Genomic DNA, 18,721 nt, shown 5'->3' on the forward strand with positions numbered 1-18,721 from the left:
ATGGCTACTGAATTTCTGCCCATTCACTTCGGAAATCTCCAAGGCAAGCATGAAATAAATGCAAACTCACTTGTTGTTTTCATTGAGTCTTACAGAGAAATCGCTGATTTTTTCAGGCTTGTCGTTGATATACATATCGGCACACCTCAAGAAGGCGGCTGGAAAACAAATCTTATTTTTGCCGTTAGCTTTATCGGCGCAAGCCCATTTATTGCATTACTAACCGGAGAAACTGCTGACGACTGGGGAAAAAAAGGGCATACAGAAATAGTTCGGATAATTAACGAGTTTGTCACAAGGAAAGCGTCTGAAATCCCCGAAGAATTTCCAAAAGAATGTGTCAAGCATAAGAATAATATTTATCAACAGTTTCAGAAAGACGACTGCATAGATAGCTTCCGCTTGGGAGATGTCCCACCCATTCCTAGAAATAATTTTCATCTGTACATAAAAGACATACCTGATGATGAGCCAATATATCTTGGAGAAACTGACATAACCGTGCATAGCCCAGATTGGAAAGGAAAGCGATCTTGGCGCGGAAAAATTAAAATTCTTGACGACACGGAAAATGCCTTCGCTTTCGACAAGGATTTAACTGGAAAGTTTTGGGAAAAAATAAAGCTTGATTTATTGCCGTTACATACAACAGACATCATGCGGGTTCAGTTGGTTAAGCGGCCATCTAGCAAGGTGAAATATTTAGTTATACGGGTGTTGTCGTATAACGGTGAGGAGATAGATACTCCAATTAGTGATGAGGCAATTAGCAGATTTGCTGCAATTTCCCTTCAATCCCCTACTAACCACTCATCACCTCAATTAGAGCTTTTTAGGTGAGTTACGTCATGACCGACATCATTCTGTACACCACGGAAGACGGCAGCAGCCAAATCCAGCTCCGCACGGAGAATCAGACCGTTTGGCTGACGCAGCTTGAGATGGCGGAACTCTTCGATGCCACCAAGCAGAACATTTCCCTGCACCTGAAGAACCTCTTCGCGGACGGGGAGCTGGATGCGGCGGCAACTGTCAAGGAATCCTTGACAGTTCAAATCGAGGGCAGCCGCGAGGTGCAGCGCACGCTCACGCTCTACAATCTCGACGCCATTCTGGCCGTGGGCTACCGGGTGCGCTCGCCGCGTGGCGTGCAGTTCCGCCGCTGGGCCTCCACGGTGCTCAAGGAATACCTCGTCAAGGGTTTCGTGATGGATGACGAGCGGCTGAAGAACCCGGATGGCCGCCCCGACCACTTCGACGAGATGCTGGCGCGCATCCGCGATATCCGGGCCTCCGAGAAGCGTTTTTACCAGAAGGTGCGCGACCTCTTCGCCCTGAGCAGCGACTACGACAAGACAGACAAAGCCACGCAGGCTTTCTTCGCCACGGTGCAGAACCTTCTGATCTTCGCCGTGACACAGAAAACCGCCGCCGAGCTCATCACCACCCGTGCAAATCCCGCCGATCCGCATTTCGGCCTGCTCGCCTGGAAGGGCGACACGGTGCGCAAGGCGGACATCCTCGTGGCCAAGAACTACCTGACCGAGGACGAGATCGACACCCTGAACCGGCTGGTGGTCATCTTTCTGGAAACCGCCGAACTGCGCGCCAAGAGCAAGCAGGAAACCCGCATGAGTTTCTGGAAGGGCAACGTAGACCAGATCATCACCGCCAACGGCTTCCCGCTGCTCGCTCACGCGGGCTCCATCAGCCATGAGCACATGGAGATCAAGACGAACGCGCTCTATCTCGACTACGACCAGCACCGCAAACAACAGGAAGCGCTGGAAGCCGATCAGCAGGACGAAGCCGAACTGAAAGCCCTCGAAAACCAAATCAAACGGCGCCCAAAGAAATGAACGACCTCGACCAAAAACAACTGGGCAAGACCCTCTGGAACATCGCCGACACCCTGCGCGGCGCGATGAACGCGGACGATTTCCGCGACTACATGCTGTCCTTCCTCTTCCTGCGCTACCTCTCGGACAATTATGAGACGGCCGCGAAGAAGGAGCTGGGCAAAGACTACCCCACGCTCGCTGCGGACGACCGCAGCGTGCCGCTGACGCTGTGGTATGCCAACAACCCGGACGACACCATCGCGTTCGAGAAACAAATGCGCCGCAAGGTGCATTACGTCATCCAGCCGCAGCACCTCTGGAACAGCATCGCCAATCTGGCCCGCACCCAGAATGGCGAACTGCTCAACACGCTACAGGCGGGTTTCAAATACATCGAAAACGAGTCCTTCGAGAGCACCTTCAACGGTCTGTTCTCGGAGATCAACCTCGGCTCGGACAAGCTCGGCCGGAAATATGAAGACCGCAACGCCAAGCTCTGCGCCATCATCGCGGAGATCGCCAAAGGGCTGGCGGAATTCTCCACCGGCATCGATGCCCTGGGCGATGCCTACGAATACCTGATTGGCCAGTTTGCCGCCGGTTCCGGCAAGAAGGCGGGCGAGTTCTACACCCCGCAGCAGATTTCCGACATCCTGTCCGCCATCGTCACCCTCGACAGCCAGGAACCCGCCACCGGCAAGAAAGAGCGCCTGGCCAGTGTGCTCGACTTCGCCTGCGGCTCCGGTTCCCTGCTGCTGAACGTGCGCAAGCGCATGGGTCCGCACGGCATCGGCAAGATTTACGGACAGGAAAAGAACATCACCACTTACAACCTGGCGCGCATGAACATGCTGCTGCACGGGGTGAAGGACACGGAGTTCGAGATCTATCACGGCGACACGCTAACGAACGATTGGGACATCCTGCGCGAGCTGAATCCCGCCAAGAAACCCAGCTTCGATGCCATCGTCGCCAATCCGCCGTTCAGCTACCGCTGGGAGCCCACGGCCGCCATGGGTGACGACGTCCGCTTCAAGAACCATGGACTGGCCCCCAAATCCGCCGCCGATTTCGCCTTCCTGCTGCACGGCTTTCACTTCCTCAAAGACGAAGGCGTGATGGCCATCATCCTGCCCCACGGCGTGCTGTTCCGTGGCGGCGCGGAGGAGCGCATCCGCACCAAGCTGCTCAAAGACGGCCACATCGACACCGTCATCGGCCTGCCCGCGAACCTGTTCTACTCCACCGGCATCCCGGTCTGCATCCTCGTGCTCAAGAAGTGCAAGAAGCCCGATGACGTGCTGTTCATCAACGCCGCCGAGCACTTTGTGAAAGGCAAACGCCAGAACCAACTGACGCAAGAGCACATCGCCAAGATCATTGAGGCCTACCAATTCCGCAAGGAAGAGGACCGCTACTCAAAGCGCATCGGCATGGAGCGCATCGCCGCGGAAGGTTACAACCTGAACATCTCGCGCTACATCAGCACGGCGGTGAGCGAGAAAGAAATCAGCCTGGATGAGACCCATGCGAGCTTGGTGAAAATCGAGAAGGCGATCCGGATCGCGACGGCGAAGCACAATGCATTCCTTAAAGAACTGGACAAGCCGCTGTTGCCGTCGGCGGATTGAAGTTCGTCGTGGATTTGGAAACGGCGTTAGGAATGCGCTGATTTAGTCAGCGTTTGTGGTCCTTGTCCTTCTACGTTGGAGCACACCCCTCGAACGGAGGCGAAGGGCGAACAGTGCCCGGTGGCCGCCGGAGTGACCAGCCCGAACCATACGCTGGGCCACCTGTACACGCATTGTGATCGTAGCCAAACGCACCCCGCCTTCGGTCTGCGGGGGCCGCCGAAGGCGGGGCGCAGGGCGTACAGCCCGCAGCCCCCGAAGCGCCAGCGAAGGGCCGGGGGGAGCCGGGTCCGGACACGCGCCGAGAGAGGTCGGGACAGGCAATCCGCATGACGGGCGCACCCCGTGCGCCTGGCGGGCGGGTTGCGGTTCCGGCCGAACCGAGGTCGTGAGCGAGCCCCAGCGAGCGGTCGGATCTGGGGGGCAACGCCCCGGCACGCCGAGCGAAGCGCGGCAACCCGCTGGCAGGGTGGAGGGGCGTGCGGTCCGCGTGACAGCCGACCCACAGGGCGGCTGGCGCGGGGGCTGCCCGTGCCGACACCGGGGCGCAACGCGACTCGGCAAATTCCAGCCAGCGTAGCGTGGCGGAATGCAGCCCGCGCCAGCGGGTTGCCGCGCTTCGCGCGGCGTGCCCGTCAAGGACGCGGAGCGTCCGCGAAGCGTAGCGGAGGTGTCGTCCGAGTCTGGGGCGGCGCGTCCAGCGCCGAGGCCGTACAACCGCGTAGCGGCGGCGTTCAGCCGCCCTCGACCGTAGGGAGAGGGGTGTGCGGTCGGTCCACAGGCTCGGGCGATCACACGCCTTTGACCGCACCCGGCCATCCGTCACCTTACCCGTCACCGCGCTGACAAATAGGTCGGTCGGCGGTGACAGGTACTGTGACGGGATCTCCAGTCGGCGAGAATCGCTGACCATCCTGATTGACCGCTCAGGATGGGCGCTCTGGACGGCCGAGCGGTCATCCTGTCGAGCCTCCCAATTTAAATTTTCCCCTAGACCTTCTGACGTGCTTTTCCCCACACGACAGGAGGTCTCTAATCATGCCCAAACACGACATCGCCCGCTATGCCACATCGGCCAAAGAGCGCCATCAGAAGATACTCGAACATTGCTTGCTCTGGACCCTGCGCTGGCAGTTCGTCAGCGACCGGACGCTGGCCAAAATGATCCAGACGTTCTTAGAATCGAACCGCCCACGGATAGCCTATCAGCTCATGCGCGAGGGTTGGCTTAAAGCCTGTCAGGTACCCATCGGACATCGACTTCTCGACGGCAAGCGGGTCTATGCGTTGTCCGAAGCGGGGCGCGCCTGGTGCCATGAGCACTTGGACTTGGACTCACGGATCATCCGACTGCATGACGGCACCCCTCGCCCCGCCTGGGGCAGCATGCAGCACTTACTCGATCTGCAACGGATCTTCCTCGGCACGGACCATTTGGGGATGCTGATGTACTGGAGCGAACCCGAGACTCGGCGGATGTACAGCGATCAGGCCCATGATCTGATCCCGGATATGGTGTTGGACTTTGACGGCGCACCGGGGCTTAACCAAGTCTGGGTTGAGTACGAGCGCAGCCCCAAGAACGACTTGCGCCTTGCGCACTGGGTCAACCTCTATGCCGCGCTTTTCCGGGCTCAAGACCAGGCGGCGCATCATCGTGCCCTCGACCTCGCGCACCGCCAGGCACAAGCGTCTGGGACGTATCCTGTGGATGCTTCGGCCGAAGCATCGCCACCTGCGCTGCTGAAGGTGATCGTCATCGTCACCACGAAGTATCAGCGAGAGCGTTATGCAGCGGCCTTCTCGGTGGAGGCGGCAGCGGAGACGTACCGCCTCAGGGGGAACAACAAGCTCCAGCAAGGCAAAAACCATCTCCCGGTCGCGGAGTACATCGCCAGACGCGTCGAGGTCTTTACGTTGGCGCAGTGGCTGGCGGATGAGGACTCGGCAGACAGAGATGTCTGATCACCCCGCGACGGTCGGTGCGTGCACCGCTGGGCAGGCCAAGACGTGGGTGCCGTGCCAACCCACCCCCGGCCCGAGGGGCCGACCCCGCCGGAGGCGGGGTGAGGGGTTAGCGGGGGTAGCGGCAAGGGGCCGAGTCCGGGCACGAGGTCGGGGCTCACACACCCTCGCCTCCATATCGCTACGGTTTACGTCGCACCCCCCAATGCACGGCGCCACGGCCGAATCGGTCGCTGATGCGATCGAGCGTCGCGTAGAGCGGCTCTCGACCTGTTGCGGGCGCAGGCTCAACCTCGGCGAACAGATCGGACTGGGTGGGCGCTGTGGCATCCCAGCCGGCCAGGCCGAGGCCGATCAGCCGGACCGGACGTGCCGCCCAGTCCCCTTCTTGGTAGAGCGCCCAGGCATGACGGTAGAGCACGTCGTCGTCGGCCGTGGGCACGGGGAGTGTCCGTTGCCGGGTATGGGTCTTGAATCCCCGAAAGCGCAGCTTGAGGGTCACCGTGGAGCCCTTCAGGCCCGCCTGGCGGGCGGTATGGCCGATCTCCTGTGCCGCCCACAGCAGGGTGTCGCGCAGGAGCACCGGATCGGTGATGTCCTCGGCGAAGGTGGTCTCCTTGGAGATGGACTTGCGCACCGTGTCGGTGTGCAGGACATCGGAGGCGATGCCACAGGCCTGATCCTGGAAGCGCCGGGCGGCGTGCGCACCGAGATGCTGAATCAGCTGCGTGGCATCGGCCAGGCGCACGTCTTTGACGGTGCGAAGTCCGAGGTCATGCAGCACCGCAGCGGCCTTGCCGCCGAGGCCGCGGAGCGCGGTCAGTGGCATCGGATCGAGAAAGGCCTGCACCCGCGCCGAGGGCACCACCATCAGCCCGTCAGGCTTGTGGTACTCCGAGGCCAGCTTCGCGATCAGGCGGTTCGGTCCGATACCCACCGAGGCGGTCAGGCCCACGGCATCGGCGATTACCTGCTTGGCGCGTTGACCGATCATCTCAGGTGGCCCCACCAGGCGTTCGAGACCGGACACGTCCAGGTAGGCCTCGTCGATCGAGACCGGTTCGACCACGGGCGAAATCGTGTTGAGTGCCGCCATGATGCACTGCGAGACGGCGGCATAATGCGCCATGCGCGGACGCACATAGACCGTGTCGGCCGGCAACCGGCGCGCGGCCTCCGAAATCGGCATGGCTGAGTGGACGCCATAACGCCGGGCCTCGTAGGAACAGGTCGCCACCACGCCGCGCTGGCCGGGTGCTGCGCCGACCACCAGGGGACGGCCTCGCCACTCCGGATGATCGCGTTGCTCGACCGCCGCGAAAAAGGCGTCGAGATCGATGTGCATGATCCGTCTGGACATGGACCCGGTAGGCTGGCGCCCGGTAGTGGATGGGATCGGCTGGTATGGCCATCAGGTCAGGGCGGACCAAGACCCGAACGACTGATGGATTATTCCGCCGCCTCGGCAGCCGTACCAGTCGACGGCCAAGCAGACGATCAAGCAGTACGGCGGTATGATGCGAGTGGCTGGTTTTGGGATCGGCGCTCAACTGGCGCTTTCGGCCACATCCGGTCGTTCATGCTCTTCCGTATCTGTCCGATGGACGACAGGAGTGCAGCTGCGGGAACCTGTCGTTAGCCTAACTCTGGATGGGCGCCAGCGTCATGTCCCCATTTTCATACATGGATATAGAGACAGAGGGATGATAAAGTGCTGAAGAATCGGCCGGTTAATCTCTGTTTACGTGGGTCTCTATATTAAAGAATGTCCGGACCCGTCGGTCTCTATATTTACTGTTATAAGTCACAATCAGCACTCGGAGTATAAATGGAAAAATTACTCATAGCTGTCCTCGGTAATCGAAACTCGGGGAAAAATCATACGTGGAATACGCTATTTGGCTCTACTGTAAGAACCGGAAAAGAAGAGCGTCGCCTGTATTTCAATGATTGTGAATACGTTAATGTGTTTTTGGTTAGCGGATCACCAGAGGAACGCGAAACGTATGTGGGTGATCTAATTGCAGAAAAAGAGCCAAGGATTGTGCTTTGCTCAACTCAATACAGAGATGATGTGAAAACTACATATAAGTATTTTGTTGATAATGGCTTTTTCTTGTTTGTCCATTGGTTAAATCCAGGATATTCCGATTTGGATGTGCCATCATTTGACAGTCTTGGTCTCGTGAACTGGCTGCTATCGCAACAATCAATTATCGGAATACGTTCTGGAAAGTCGTCTGCCGACTCAAGAGTTGAAGAAATGAAGGAGTATATTTATGGCTGGGCAAAATTCAGAAATCTTGTTTTAAATGAGTGTGAGTAAGTGACTTATAACACGTCGCTCCAGCCGACGTCAGGCCGCGGGGCGGCCTTCCTCGGCTGAGCTTGGCGTTAGGCGCATTCGATATTCATTTCACGGGAGCGTTGCTATGACCGAAAACCTCATCCTACAGTGCCCTGTCTGCGGCAAGGAAATCATCAACACTCGGAATTCCGTCCAACCGTACAACGACTTTGACGATTACGTTAGCTTTCGATGTAGCGGTTGTAAGAAGACTTTCACAGAAGCCGAAATTGCCGCAATGATGAATGCATCATCGCCCTAGATCATTTGAGGCGTACTGAATGACCGAACAGTGGAATGACGCGCTATTTGAAAACTTTGTTCAGCTGCGAAATGCGCTTAGGGCAACGCTGAATAAGCGGCTGCATTAATCCATCATCACGTCTGATACGTTTTGCCCGTAGTCAGGCGGCCAGATTACGGTTTTCTGTTCCTGGTTTTCACTATTTACGCGCCTTGAGGCGCGTTGTTGGCCCGCAACGGTTCATCATGCGGGTACTCGGGGGCGCGACAGGTATAAGTTGGCCAGTCCGAGCGCCACGAAACTGCGGTTCGCATTCTTGTCCAAACCTCGGTAACGCACTTTGCTGAACCCCCACAGTCGCTTCACGACGGCGAAAACGTGCTCGACCCGGGCGCGGATCCGTGACTTGTTGCGATTACGCGAACGCTCGGCCTCGTCGACTTCGCCACCCTTGCGTATGCGTTGGTTGGTAAAGTCCTTCGCCCGAGGGGCATGCGCCCGAATCAGCGCTTTTTGACTGGCGTAGGCGCTGTCGCCATAGACCCGACGTTCCTCGCCGTGCAGCAGGTCCGCGAGCAGGTGTTTATCGTGCACGTTGGCGGCGGTCACCGCCGCGCTGTGCACCAACCCGGTACGACTGTCCACACCGATGTGCAGCTTCATGCCGAAATACCATTGCTGACCCTTGCGGGTCTGATGCATGTCGGGATCGCGCGCCTTGCGGGCGTTCTTCGTTGAACTCGGCGCACCGATGATCGTGGCGTCGACGATCGTTCCAGTGCCGACCTTCAGGCCTCGGTCCCGCAGGGTCTGATTGACCTGCGCGAACAACGACGCACCCAGGTCGTGCTGCTCCAGTAAGCGACGAAATTTCAACAGGGTCGTTCCGTCCGGGACCCGCTCTCGGCCCAGGTCAATGCCCACGAATCGCCGCAGCGCCGTGCTGTCCAGTAGCGCTTCTTCACACGCCTCGTCAGCCAGGTTGAACCAGTGCTGCACGAAATACATCCGCAGCATCCGTTCCAGTCCCACCGGGGGGCGACCCTTCCCCGCCTTCGGGTAGTGGGGTTCAATCACCGCGCACAACGCTGACCAAGGCACGAGTGGCTCCATCGTCGAAAGAAACACATCACGACGCGTCGCTCGTCGATGGACCTCGAATCCTTCACCTTGGTCCGCTGCCATTGCCAGTGTCTGCTGTTTCATCGTCACGATCCCAATTGGTTGTCAGGGCAACTCAATTTTCGCAGAGGTAAGAGACTTTTTCAGCGTTGCCTTAGAGCGGCGAAAAAGGGAAAGAACTATCAATGCGTTCTCTCCGTCGGGGAGAGCATCCTTGAGTTGGACAAGCGAGCTACGTTCCTAAAGAAGATCGCAACTCCTATTTTTCAGAAGGACATGGCGGAAGCATGTATCAAGTTAGGTGCTGTCAATTCCGCCATCGAATATCTGCTTGCGGCAAAGGCAGGATTTGAGGAGCGAAGGAATGGATCTGACGATTGGCAGAAGGATATTGAGTTGATTAACAAGAAACTCGCAAAGCTAATGCCATGCGCCTAACCCATCATTCCACCGGACCTGCGCGAAAAGCCGTGCAGGCCGTTGAATTCAAACGTTGGGCGTCAAGAATGTGTGCCCGTACCGTAGTGAAATGTAGTCATCCTGACGGTTGATCATGCCATTGCCAGAGAAAGAGTGCGTTCTTCACGCTAGATGAAATCGCAAATCGGTGGCGCTTCGCCTAGGCGTTAAGTTAACGTGTTGAAAGTGCGGTATGGGGGCTGAGACCAGTTCCCATACCGCTTATAGCAGCTTAGCTGGCTGTCCTTTGGATGATTACAAGCGGCGTGTCGGTTTGGTAGATCGTTTCGCTATACCAAAGAGGGGGTGCCGCTTCCCTTCTGACTTGAATGTGAGTAGTACGCCCCAATAACCAATGTGGACAAGCCTTTGCTTGTTTTCTTCTATTCACCTTATGGAGCCCGCTTATGTCAGACAAAGATACCGAAAAAGAAGACAAGACCCATCACCATGATAAGCAACATGGACCAGATCATCGCCCGCCTGGTCCGCCTAACGACGTCCCGCCAGGAAAGCATCGCGCACCCAATGTCCCAGGTAACAGACCAGTCGGTCGATGAATCACTGGTTTGACATAGATCCCAGTCGACTTGAGTTTGAGCTTGAATGGCTTGATTGGGCCGGATTCCCTTACTCCATACTGGATGACGGTAGGGAATCTGGCTTTTTGACCCTATCAGTCACTTACCCGGATCCCGATCATGAAGACGCAGGCTTCCAAGGTCATCCCTTAACGGTCACCTTTCCCCCAAACTATCCTGCGTTCCCTTTCCGTATATTAGCTCCGACCTTTCCGCGTGGAACACACGTCAACCCTGCTCACGAGCTATGCCTCCTGGAAAACCCCGGAGACAGCTGGAATGGCTCACGAGACTTTCTTGTCGCCTTCCTAAATAAACAAGTTAAGGATATTTTGCGGGCACACCGAGGCGATGACACAGTTTTGGAGGCACAAGAAGGGTTAAGGCAAACAGGATACGTCAACTATTCCGCGTTAAGTTTTATGGTGACAGGTGATTGGGTCATCCCTCCTGGTGTTAAGCGAGGCTATTTATCCTGGAAAGTCCTTCCCTCAGCAAATATCCCTCATTACGTACGAGGATGCGTTGCCCAGATTCAATCAGAAACTGGGGACTCGTTAGGGGACTTATCTATGGGTGTGCATTGGGATGGTCAACTACGAGGCATCCCTGATATTGCAGGTCGATGGTTACGACTTGAAACCATACCGAACGACCCAAACGATATTCTTAAGGAAGCGCGCGAAGAATGGCCAGGATTGGAAAAAACAATAGGCGTTCCAGACCTAATTGGTTTATTAATTCCAGAGGAAAAAAACACAGCTGACGACATTCTCTATAATTGGGTTTTTATTACTCGTATGCTTGTTCCCATGCTAGTTGCACAAGCACCGCAAGCACCGCAAGCATTTCAGATTACAACAGATCTCGCGACCAGTGTTATACGCGCAGAGCAATTTTCACCTGAGACAAGGTGGGCCAGAACACCCAGAACACAATATCTAGAAAGCAAGAAAGCCGTAGTTGTTGGCTTAGGAGCTATTGGATCTCCTTTAGCCTGGCAATTAGCAAGATCTGGGATTGGTGAACTGGTATGTGTTGATTGTGATTCTGTTCAAATTGGGAACATACCACGTTGGCTTTATGGGTTTTCAGCTCTAGGCGATAGGAAAGCTGCGTGCATAGCGAATAATTTACAGCAACAGTATCCGCCTCTTCGTGCTACCTCAATTGACTATAAAGTAGGTGTGGCAGAAGCTAGTACGGCGGTCCCCTACGAACAGTTTCTTGCATCGATTGCTTCGGCTGATATCGTTATAGATGCAACAGCTGAAGTATCGATTAATCGTTACCTTGAATCATTAGCGAGAGAACACGGCATCCCGTATGTTTGGGCTTATGCCTCTAATGGAGGATGGGGTGGCGTTGTTGGCAGGAGTATTCCAGGCGCAACTCTGGGTTGCTACGAATGCTTTCAGTATCACATGATCGATGCCGTCAATGCCCGCGCGGCGGGTGCGCCAGTTCCAGACGGAGGCATTGATCTCCCGCCAGCTGAAGACAAGCCTGATGTACAACCAGTAGGCTGTTTTCACCCAACATTTCGTGGAACAGGTTTTGATCTAGACCAAGTTTCTCAGCTGGCGGCAAGATTGGCTGTGGCAACCTTGGGCAGAGATGCGCCTGACGAAGATAAATACCAGGATTTCACGTGGGATATCGCAGTGCTGTCACAATGGGACCCAACCTCCGATCAACCCACAGTTCCAAATTGGAAAACACACAGTCTAGATAGGCACCAAAGTTGCCAACACCACGATGATTAGAAGAAATAGCGAAATACTATGGCTTCCTTCTAACCTCTTAATTGATCATGTCTATTCTGATGCTTTAAAAAATGATCCAGATGAAACTGGTGGCATGCTTTTAGGTTACGTTAACAGGGAGCATAGAGTTATTACCGCCCTTGTCGATGCTGGTCCGAAAGCCGTGCGATCTTCCTATTTCATGAAGCCGGATGACATCTATCAACAACAAAAACTGCAAGAGCACTTTGAGTTAACTGAGGGGCGCGAGACCTACATTGGCGAATGGCACTCTCACCCAAATTCCCCTCCAGAGATGAGCAAAACCGATAGAAAAACGCTCCATCGAGTTACGATCAAAGCTACGAATCTACCCGCGCTTCCAGTAATGGTGATTTTAGGCTCATCCGATGGGGTTGGCTTTTCTAAAATTAGAGCCTATCGTAGAAATTCACGGGATCATTTGTTTTTGGGGTTGAGAGCACAACACTTCTCAGAGATGCTTATCAAAACATACTAAGCTCAGAGGCGGGGCGTCCATGGTCACAAATATATGACCCATATTCATGAGGGTAAAGGCGTATATTATTAGCTCCCCTTCTGACAAAGATATCTCTTTGGTCTTTGATGTGAACCGGCTTGTTTGTAGACTCTGGAACGTCGATTATTAAAATGTAAACCTCAGCAATATTTGCAAATTCATAAGTAATCTCTTCTGCGTGATTTACAAGTTTGTCGTTGATTAATCTTTTTATGTCGTCTGAATATTTACAGCAAGATTCTTTATCGAGAGAGCACTTGTAGTAGGAGCCAAAGAAGCGAGACTCTCCTTCTGATGGGTCGTTAATTCCAGAAAGTGCTCCATCGTCTCTTATGCCGATATAGGCAGACCCCCCAGCCGAGTTCGAGAACGCTGCCACAGTCTCTAAGAGTTCTGTGTATTTGTATGCATCCTTCGGAGATATAAATGGCTTAAATTCTAGTCTTGGCCCCTCTCCTAACATCCTAGCCTCGCCAACCTTTCTAGAGAGCGAAGCATGCCCTAGGTTAACGTGATCAAATTCACCAATCCCTGCTTCAAAGTTCTCAATTCGGATCAAGTCAATCAATTCATTGCGCTCTCTAATTAATGCCAACTCAACACGCCCTGTACCAGAAGGGAAGTTGAGGCTACATGCGCCACCTATAATTGTTGGCTCAAGATGATGGATTTTACCGCCCGACCAGTAGATACACTTAATAACTAATTCAGGGTGGCTTGGATCTTGCTCAACTTTCAACGAGAGTTCTTCTCCAAATTTTCTGACATCAAATAAGCCCGCCCTGCATTCAGGCAGGATGAGCATAAGAGACCAGTTCCTACTATCGCTTGATCTGTTATACACGCTGATGTCAAGCCAGTAAGCTGCTGCTTCGTAGACGTCTGGGAAGAACGGCGAATCGGAATTTATGAGGGGCTCACTGGGCAAGATGTTCCTATTATTTACATTTGTCTCATAAACATCGCCGCTTCGTTTCATGTAGTTGTTGTTTCTGAAATAATGCGTATAGCCTCCTTGATTCGAAGAGAGCTCAAAAATTACCTTTTTATCCTCGAGCATAAAGAAGCGCTGACCTAACTCCTCATAAAAACAGCGAACTTCGTTCGTATCTAGATAATCTTCTCGCAAGATAGCGTTGCCGTAATAGTGCGCGGTTGCTTCGCCATTTTTCGGGCTTTCGAGAGGAGTTATTGCGCCCACCAAAAAGACCCATTTCTCCTCAATTAGAACAAGGACCATCCTTCTACGATAAAGCCGCTTGCCTTGATATAATTCTGAATATTTATCAAGTCTATTTAATGCTTCGTTTATTTCAATTGTTTCACGATTCATGTTGGAAACGCTCCATGTTTTATTTAAATTACCCACGATAAAAGCAGTGTTCTGGCAGGATATTTTGTAATTAATGTGTAGGTAATCAGTTATTAAAATAAATGATATCTTCTGGAGAGATCAAACCCTTCGCCAGACCGAGTCTCATTGCGGGCGTCTCTCCATCCTTACCCGCCTCTACGAAGTTGTGCATGACTCGGTAGATATCTAAGAGTTTGCCGACCATTACGGGGTTATACGGACTGTAACCGTACCAAGTCCTACGATTTTTGCTCGCTGTGTGGATTGGTCGTTCTAGAAGGTTGACGCTTCTCCTTACGCGCTGAAAGAAGTTGTCCACGCTATGAAGGCTAGCTTTTAAAAACAGTCTAGCAAGATGGTCTGGATCGTAGTCAGGCGTTTCTTTCCGCAGGTCTGTAAGCCAGCACATCGCCTTGTCAGGCTCAGACATCTTCGGGAGTGGGTGCGCTGCCCACCGATCTTGCCATAGGTCACGCCTAGTCAACAGGGGCGGTCTCAGCTCACAACCCTAGGAGCCATTTGGTGACGCTGATCGGCCTTATCCCGAGGTTGTCGGTGGCTCCTGGTCATTCACGCCTCGTCGTACCAGCCAAGCGAACCCGGCTGACCGTATGGGAACACGACCGGGAACTGTACAAAAAGCGAAACGAGGTGGAGAGGGGGGCAGTTTCGTCGCCTCAGGGAATTCAGAAGGATATTCTCGTGCTTCAACCAACTCATTGTCCTCTTCAAGTTCTTCATTCACTTCGCGCTGATCGTCGATATATTATTTATGTGTGAACAGTTCCCAGCGAATGGATGGATATGCCGACTTAGCTGATCGGCCGGGGTGAGGTGTTCCACGTCTGCTGATCAACCCAGTGATCCAATCCATTATCGGCCGCAGCTCCGATTACATATTCAGCAACCCGCATATCTTTCTTGAAGTCCTCATGATTTTGAGTATTTGTGAGTGAAATCCGTTCGCCATCCGTCAGCAGCGCCGTTATGTAACCGCTAGGAGTGAATTCAATTACCTGGATATGGTGTCGCAAAGCCTGATTAAACCGCGCCCGACGCACAAACTGCTCTTCGGTCGATTTACCCGCCTGGTGCAAGACCCCAAACAACGCATCATCGAGATCACCACTAGCTGATGATCTTTGGGCTGCAGTACCGCGTAGCTCCTCGATCCGCATCTGGGTTTCGAGGCGCTGAGCAAGGATATCTGTATAGCGCCGCTGGATCGGCCCTAGACTTTCCGGATCGGCCAACTCGAACAAACTCGTGTAGTTTTCAATGGCCCGATCCTGCTCTGCCAGTTTCGCGTTTAACGCTGCGTTCTCTCGTGTCGTCTCCGCTAATTTCTGACGCTCGACTTCGGTCGCCGCTACGAGGTCTATGTGTTCGGAGATGATGTTTAGAAAGATGGCCTCAATTCCGCGATACGGGTAGTGCCGTCGATGATCGCATTGGCTACCCGCAATGGCGTGGGAGCACACCAAGTAGGGACCACCAGATTTGGGATTGGCTCCTTTGTTTACATACCGCATTGTCCCACCGCATTTTGCGCAGCGTCCCATCCCCATCAATAAATTAGAGAACCTTTGTCCGCGACGCCCACCCTGCAATCGGCGCGCAGATGATGCCGCTTGCGCGAGGTAGAACATTTGTTCGTCGATGATGACTGGATAGTAGTGCTGAATAGGGTCGCCGGAGGGCCGCCGATCCCGACCTCTTCCCGTATAAGGCTGGTATTCGCCAAGTACTGCTCGATTGGCAAGTATTTTCGAAACATAGCTTTCATGCCACATTTGACCGGATCCAAATGGCGGCACGCCTCTCTCGTTCAGATCGCGGATGATACGGCGCCGGCCTAAGCCAGCGGTGATGCTTTTGAATATTTCTCGGACTATTTGTGCACGCTCTGAAATTTCAACTATCCGATTCGTTCCCCGATCAAGTCGTAGCCAATGCGGCACTCTCGAAGTGAGTGGAGCAGTGAACGCATTGCTACGTTTCGCCGCCCATGCGGCCGATAGCCGGTGGCTTTTCATCGCCGATTCTTCGTGCGCCCGAGCCATTACAAACAGAGAGATGACCAAGTTGCCGACGTTATTGATGGACTCGCGCGTATAGTGTTGCCCGTCTGCAAGAGTGATTACTTCGACACCCGCACTTAGCAGCCGGGTAAACAACCCCAATGCGGTTAGTATCTCTTCGCGACTGAGCCTATCCAGAGACTCAATCAGCAACGCGCTGCCGGGCTCTATCTCGCCACTCTCGGCAAGTTCGATAAACCGACCTAAAGCCCCTCTAAGGCGATTAGCCCCGCGGTACGCTGAGACGCCAAGATCGCGCATTGACGAATCGAACACATAGCCATGGTGGCGACACCACTCCTCGGATGCCGTGAGTTGACGTCGCAGGCTGTCGCCCCGAAGTTGCTCTGGGGTAGACATGCGGATATAGGAGTAGGCGATGCGCATTATGTTGATTGTAGATTACAGACCCTAATAGGTCCAATCATGCTGATGATCGGACCGCCGGGTACCGGCAAGACCATGCTGGCCACTCGTTTGGCGACCATTTTGCCCGACATGACCACCGAAGAGGCGCTAGGCGCCGCTATCGTCGCGTCGGTCAGCGAGCAAGGCTTCAACCCTCAAGATTGGGGACGGCGCCCGATCCGCAGTCCGCATCACACGGCATCCGGTGTCGCGTTGGCCGGCGGCGGCTCTCAGCCGCGCCCGGGGGAAGTCTCTCTGGCGCATCATGGCATCTTGTTTCTGGACGAATTGACCGAGTTCGACCGACGCGACCTCGATGTACTACGTGAGCCCATGGAGACCGGGCATATCACCATTTCGCGAGCTGCGCGGCAGGCACAATTCCCAGCGCGCTTCCAACTGATCGCCGCAATGAATCCCTGTCCCCAGGGACGCGCCTGTGACTTGGGGCCCGGCTGCGAATGCACACCCGAACAACAGCGGCGCTACCGCGCACGACTATCGGCTCCCTTGCTGGATCGCATAGATCTGCAAATCGAGGTGCCGCAACTACCGCGTGAGGCACTAAGACAAGAGGCCCCTCGCGGGGAATCGAGCGCCGAGGTCAGGACACGTGTGCTGGCTGCGCGGGCAAGACAATTGGCGCGACAAGGCACACCGAATGCCTTGCTCAACACGCGCGGCGTCGAACAACATTGCGTGCTGACGACGCAAGAGCGTGAACTGTTGGAACAAGCGATGGTTCGGTTTCGTCTCTCGGCTCGCGCCTACCACCGGATACTTAAGGTCGCGCGGACCATAGCGGATATCGAGGCAGCGCAGGACATCAGCAGCCACCACCTTGCCGAGGCGCTCGGGTATCGAGCCATGGACCGCTGGGCGGGGATGCGCGGCTAAATTTAGCCGACCCCCATCACACTCAAGACTTGGCTTCGGTAGCGCCAGTGCTCGGCATCCCGACCGTCCGCCAACCGGTAGGCGGGCTAAAACCTGACTCGCCCACCATATAGGCAATCGCACGTTTGAGGTCATCATTACCCAATCGCGGATCGCCGCCTCGCGCAGGCATATTCTTGAAACCCTCTTCAGCATGCTTGAGTAACACATCATAACCCTGACCCACGCGCGCGGCCCACAAGCCATGGCTGCCAATCTTGGGCGCACCAAGTACACCGCTGCCATGGCACTGTATACACACGCTGCCGACGATCTGCTTGCCCGACAGAATAGGTCTCGGTTTCGTCACATCTTCAGATCTAACCTCACCCACCGGTCGGATACGCTCAGCGGTCTCCGCTGTGTTCGTGGACGAAGCCTTCGCACTATCCACCGATCCGACCGAATCGATATGCTTTACCAGCCCACTGATGAAAAACACCGCCACCAACAGCAGCAATCCCATGGATACGACCATGAGAATGCGCGAGGTAGCATCCATTCTCGGTTTGTGATCTCCCATATCCCCCCTGACGGCGACGTCATGGCATCGCCTTCGTCGTTGTTGTGATTATCCGCAACCGACCTTGCCCAGGCCGGGTGTCGTTCGATTCTAATGTTTCATCGACGCCGGCACCACACCTCACGGGATCGCCTTAATGTTGCAGTATCTGACTCAGGAACAGACGTGTACGCTCATTGCGCGGGTTGCTGAAAAATTCCGCGGGCACATTTTCCTCGACGATCTGCCCGGCATCCATGAAGATCACCCGATCAGCAACCTGTTTAGCGAAGCCCATTTCGTGGGTCACGCAGACCATGGTCATACCATCTTCGGCCAACCCAGTCATGACCTCCAACACCTCCTTGATCATTTCGGGGTCCAACGCCGAGGTGGGTTCGTCGAACAACATGATCTTCGGATTCATGCACAGGCTTCGCGCGATAGCAACGCGCTGTTGCTGCCCCCCCGATAGCTGCCCCGGAAATTTGTGCGCCTGATTGGCAATCTGTACACGCTCAAGATAGGTCATGGCCTGAGCCTCGGCCTCCTTGCGCGACATCTTGCGCACCCAGATCGGTGCGAGACAGCAATTGTCGAGCACCGACAGATGCGGAAAAAGATTGAAGTGTTGGAAGACCATGCCCACTTCCTTTCGGATGTGCTCGATTTTCTTCACATCCTCGGTCAGCTCGATACCTTCAACCAGGATCTTGCCGCGTTGATGCTCCTCCAAGCGGTTGATACAACGGATCATCGTCGATTTGCCTGAGCCCGATGGTCCGCACACCACAATGCGTTCGCCTTGGCGCACGACCAGATTGATGTCCTTGAGCACATGAAACTCGCCATACCATTTATGCATGCCGATGATTTCAATCATGACATCAGGCGTAGCCGCGTCGGCAAGAGTATGATTGGATGCCTCCGGCATGGTCTTCCCCTCGGTCAAATAAAATGGCAG

Annotated in this window: 13 protein-coding genes and 2 pseudogenes; 9 read left to right on the top strand and 6 right to left on the bottom strand. The window is 54.7% G+C overall.

From position 1 onward, the window contains the following. The 4 genes from BI364_RS18105 to BI364_RS15715 all read left to right on the top strand — a co-directional run bounded on the left by BI364_RS18105 (position 1) and on the right by BI364_RS15715 (position 5,437). Complete coding sequence (locus tag BI364_RS18105) at positions 1–840, top strand: hypothetical protein (RefSeq protein WP_156782804.1); 840 nt, start codon at positions 1–3, stop codon at positions 838–840. Between the two features lie 8 nt (positions 841–848). Further along, complete coding sequence (locus BI364_RS15705) at positions 849–1,859, top strand: virulence RhuM family protein (RefSeq protein ID WP_070079538.1); 1,011 nt, start codon at positions 849–851, stop codon at positions 1,857–1,859. Continuing rightward, complete coding sequence (locus BI364_RS15710; RefSeq protein WP_070079539.1) at positions 1,856–3,472, top strand: type I restriction-modification system subunit M; 1,617 nt, start codon at positions 1,856–1,858, stop codon at positions 3,470–3,472. The genes BI364_RS15705 and BI364_RS15710 overlap by 4 nt, the downstream gene beginning before the upstream one ends. A 1,038-nt stretch (positions 3,473–4,510) precedes the next feature. After that, complete coding sequence (locus BI364_RS15715) at positions 4,511–5,437, top strand: hypothetical protein (RefSeq protein ID WP_070079540.1); 927 nt, start codon at positions 4,511–4,513, stop codon at positions 5,435–5,437. A gap of 181 nt (positions 5,438–5,618) precedes the next feature. Here BI364_RS15715 and dinB read toward each other — a convergent pair whose 3' ends face one another. After that, complete coding sequence (gene dinB, locus BI364_RS15720; protein ID WP_233279540.1) at positions 5,619–6,782, bottom strand: DNA polymerase IV; 1,164 nt, start codon at positions 6,780–6,782, stop codon at positions 5,619–5,621. A gap of 483 nt (positions 6,783–7,265) precedes the next feature. Here dinB and BI364_RS17670 point away from each other — a divergent pair, with 483 nt between their 5' ends. After that, the gene (locus BI364_RS17670; protein WP_083251464.1) at positions 7,266–7,763 is read left to right on the top strand and encodes a hypothetical protein; all 498 of its coding nucleotides are present in this window, start codon (positions 7,266–7,268) and stop codon (positions 7,761–7,763) included. A gap of 508 nt (positions 7,764–8,271) precedes the next feature. Here BI364_RS17670 and BI364_RS15725 read toward each other — a convergent pair. Beyond that, complete coding sequence (locus BI364_RS15725) at positions 8,272–9,234, bottom strand: IS5 family transposase (protein WP_070079542.1); 963 nt, start codon at positions 9,232–9,234, stop codon at positions 8,272–8,274. 931 nt (positions 9,235–10,165) lie between these two features. Here BI364_RS15725 and BI364_RS17675 point away from each other — a divergent pair. Continuing rightward, positions 10,166–11,956, top strand: coding sequence for a HesA/MoeB/ThiF family protein (locus BI364_RS17675; protein WP_083251465.1), 1,791 nt, complete (start codon positions 10,166–10,168; stop codon positions 11,954–11,956). After that, entirely contained in the window at positions 11,949–12,455 is a 507-nt protein-coding gene (locus tag BI364_RS17680) for a Mov34/MPN/PAD-1 family protein (protein ID WP_083251466.1), read from the top strand. The genes BI364_RS17675 and BI364_RS17680 overlap by 8 nt, the downstream gene beginning before the upstream one ends. Here the strand turns inward: BI364_RS17680 and BI364_RS15735 are convergent. Then, positions 12,442–13,809, bottom strand: coding sequence for an AlbA family DNA-binding domain-containing protein (locus tag BI364_RS15735; protein WP_083251467.1), 1,368 nt, complete (start codon positions 13,807–13,809; stop codon positions 12,442–12,444). The two genes, BI364_RS17680 and BI364_RS15735, sit on opposite strands and share 14 nt — an antisense overlap. 525 nt (positions 13,810–14,334) lie before the next feature. Between BI364_RS15735 and BI364_RS18815 the strand changes: the two are divergent. Continuing rightward, a pseudogene (locus BI364_RS18815) lies at positions 14,335–14,650 on the top strand (hypothetical protein); the annotation flags it as partial. Here BI364_RS18815 and BI364_RS15745 read toward each other — a convergent pair. Continuing rightward, positions 14,643–16,298: a recombinase family protein gene (locus BI364_RS15745; protein WP_070079546.1), complete on the bottom strand. Its 1,656-nt coding sequence runs from the start codon at positions 16,296–16,298 to the stop codon at positions 14,643–14,645. The pseudogene BI364_RS18815 and the gene BI364_RS15745 sit on opposite strands and share 8 nt — an antisense overlap. Before the next feature lie 30 nt (positions 16,299–16,328). Between BI364_RS15745 and BI364_RS15750 the strand changes: the two are divergent. Then, a pseudogene (locus tag BI364_RS15750) lies at positions 16,329–17,216 on the top strand (YifB family Mg chelatase-like AAA ATPase); the annotation flags it as partial. A 22-nt stretch (positions 17,217–17,238) separates the two neighbouring features. On the opposite strand, the gene BI364_RS15755 reads toward BI364_RS15750, so the two are convergent. Both BI364_RS15755 and BI364_RS15760 read right to left on the bottom strand, forming a co-directional pair. After that, positions 17,239–17,757: a c-type cytochrome gene (locus BI364_RS15755; RefSeq protein ID WP_070079548.1), complete on the bottom strand. Its 519-nt coding sequence runs from the start codon at positions 17,755–17,757 to the stop codon at positions 17,239–17,241. Positions 17,758–17,911: 154 nt separating this feature from the next. Next, positions 17,912–18,691 carry an amino acid ABC transporter ATP-binding protein gene (locus BI364_RS15760; RefSeq protein WP_070080148.1) on the bottom strand — a complete coding sequence of 260 codons (780 nt, stop codon included), beginning with the start codon at positions 18,689–18,691 and terminating at the stop codon, positions 17,912–17,914. Positions 18,692–18,721: the final 30 nt, after the last annotated feature.

The organism is Acidihalobacter yilgarnensis, assembly GCF_001753245.1.
In the GTDB taxonomy this organism is placed as follows: Bacteria; Pseudomonadota; Gammaproteobacteria; order DSM-5130; family Acidihalobacteraceae; genus Acidihalobacter; species Acidihalobacter yilgarnensis.